Here is a 2,069-nt window from a genome sequence, read left to right on the forward strand (position 1 = left end):
GCTGATCGAGGACATCGAAGCGATCTGCGCCCAGAACAAGGATGAGGGGTTCAACGTCGCTTGCGACATCCTCGCCGAACTCGGGCTCTATGCCCTGACCGATCAGGCCCTCGAAACTCTCGCCGAACGCTGCCGCTACGAATTCGGCAGCGGCGGCATGATGGCCGTTCCGTCGGTGCTCCAGATGTCGCTGGACCTCTGAACGTCTTCATCCCCGCCTTCCAACGTGATAGGAGAAGCCATGGCAGATTCACCTGTTGAAAACCCCAGCACCCCGGACTACCCTCATGAGATGGAAACCCGGGTTGCCATCCTTGAGCATTCGACTGCGGAGCTGAAATTCGAGCTCCGTGAGGTCAAAGGTATGATCCGAGACCTAGCCACCGAGATGCGGGCGGGATTTTCATCGCAAAGTGCTGATTTCAAGTCTGAGATCCGTGACGTTCGATCCGAAATCCGTGACGTTCGGTCCGAAATTCACGATATCCGCGGAGACGAGAAAGTGAGCCGCCGCTGGTTGGTCGGAACAGTCGCCGTCGGCGCAATCACCATCGTACTGGCCATCATCTTTCACCATTAAGCTCAATCCAGACACGACGGACTTGCCCGCCGCGCGCAGCTTAATCTTCCCTACCATCCGCGACTGACCGACCGGACAGGCATGGCCTGCGCCGGCCATTGTTGCATGCCCGAAAGGTCAAACCATGCTCCGCCAATACTTCGCCTCGCCCTCGATGGGCGGGAATAATCCCCTGCGCATCGGCACCATCGCCGTCGGCAGCGTTTACTACATCCAGGATGACGGCTGGTGGCGCGATCGCTACCGCAGCGCACCGATCTGCCGCAACCCCTGGATCGTTGAAGCCTTCCTCAATGGCGTCTGCGCCGCAGCCCGGCACAACCCCGACACCGGACGCTGGGATGACGTCTACCTCACGGGTCGCTCCGACCTCGCAATCGTCCGCTCGCTTCGCACCGGCAAACGCCAGACCGTCACCGTTCGCATTCTCAATCTTGCCGACGACGAAGGGCATCACCGGATATGGCCCACCTATCCCAATCACCCCGCCGCCCACCTGGTCGAGCGCTATCTCAACCGCGATCATCGCCACCAGCCGGTTCGGAGAGCGGCATGAGCGCCGCACCGGAACTCCCCATTATCCCTCGCATGCCGAAATCCCGCCGGCTGCTGATCCTCGCCTGCTCGCAACGCAAGCGGCGCGATCTCGCCCGATCGCTCGCAATCGACTTCTACGACGGACCGCTCTGGCAGACCCTGCGCACCGTCGACCACACTGGCGTCCATGCCCAGGTTGCCGTGCTCTCCGCCCTTTACGGATTGCGCGACGCCCGCTTCGAACAGATCGCCGATCTTCACTACGATCAGGTCATGACCCGCGATCGGGCCGACGCCATGATCGCGGGCGGGATCACGACGCGATGGCCACGGCCACCGCGCCGAAGCCTACCCGACACGTTCGGGATCGCGCCCGCCGCAGAAATCTTCTCGATGACCCGCGCCCTCGATGGCCCGTTCGTCGACGTGGCGATCGTCGGCGGTCACCTCTACATCGACGTCGCCCGCAGCTGGATCCCCGACTTCATCAAATCCGGCTGGATCGCACACGATGCGCCGCTCACGATCATCAACAACGCGATCGGCCGCATGCGCCAATCGCTCCGACAATGGCTTGTCCAACGCGGCCCACTGGACCTCCACGCGGCCCCCGCTTCCTCTTCCCCCTGAAAGGATCCCGCCATGCTCACCGCATGCTGCGACCGATCGGGCACGATCGGCTTCTGCCGAGCCACCTGCCCAGACGGCACCCTGCCAATTGCCAGCCACGCCAATGATGCCTTGCTTCGTGGGGCCATTGCCGCCGTCGCCCGCCATTCGTACGACAACAACACCCTGCTCGTACCAGGCCTGCCCGAAGCGGCCGACAGCGAAGCAGCTCTCGATGCGCTGATCGCCTTCTCGGCACTGGTGCGCGAACGCCTCGCTGCCGATCGAGACCAGAAACCGGGTCAATCCGACTATGCGTTCGTCCCGCGCGACGGCGACGCGG

5 protein-coding genes are annotated in these 2,069 nt (G+C 63.0%); all 5 read left to right on the forward strand.

Annotated features, from left to right (window positions below; genetic code table 11):
* On the forward strand, positions 1 to 202 hold a 202-nt coding region (locus tag ACP5E6_RS18640), incomplete at its 5' end, for a hypothetical protein (RefSeq protein ID WP_427956906.1).
* 39 nt (positions 203 to 241) lie between these two features.
* Positions 242 to 580 carry a hypothetical protein gene (locus ACP5E6_RS18645; RefSeq protein WP_427956908.1) on the forward strand — a complete coding sequence of 113 codons (339 nt, stop codon included), beginning with the start codon at positions 242 to 244 and terminating at the stop codon, positions 578 to 580.
* A gap of 124 nt (positions 581 to 704) precedes the next feature.
* A complete protein-coding gene (locus ACP5E6_RS18650; protein ID WP_427956911.1) occupies positions 705 to 1,136 on the forward strand; it encodes a hypothetical protein in 432 nt (143 codons plus the stop codon).
* The gene (locus ACP5E6_RS18655; RefSeq protein WP_427956912.1) at positions 1,133 to 1,747 is read left to right on the forward strand and encodes a hypothetical protein; all 615 of its coding nucleotides are present in this window, start codon (positions 1,133 to 1,135) and stop codon (positions 1,745 to 1,747) included. Before ACP5E6_RS18650 ends, ACP5E6_RS18655 begins: the two co-directional genes overlap by 4 nt.
* A gap of 12 nt (positions 1,748 to 1,759) precedes the next feature.
* A partial coding sequence (locus ACP5E6_RS18660; protein WP_427956914.1) for a hypothetical protein occupies positions 1,760 to 2,069 on the forward strand: 310 nt, incomplete at its 3' end.

It is taken from the genome of Acidiphilium sp., from assembly GCF_049977125.1.
Lineage (GTDB): Bacteria > Pseudomonadota > Alphaproteobacteria > Acetobacterales > Acetobacteraceae > Acidiphilium.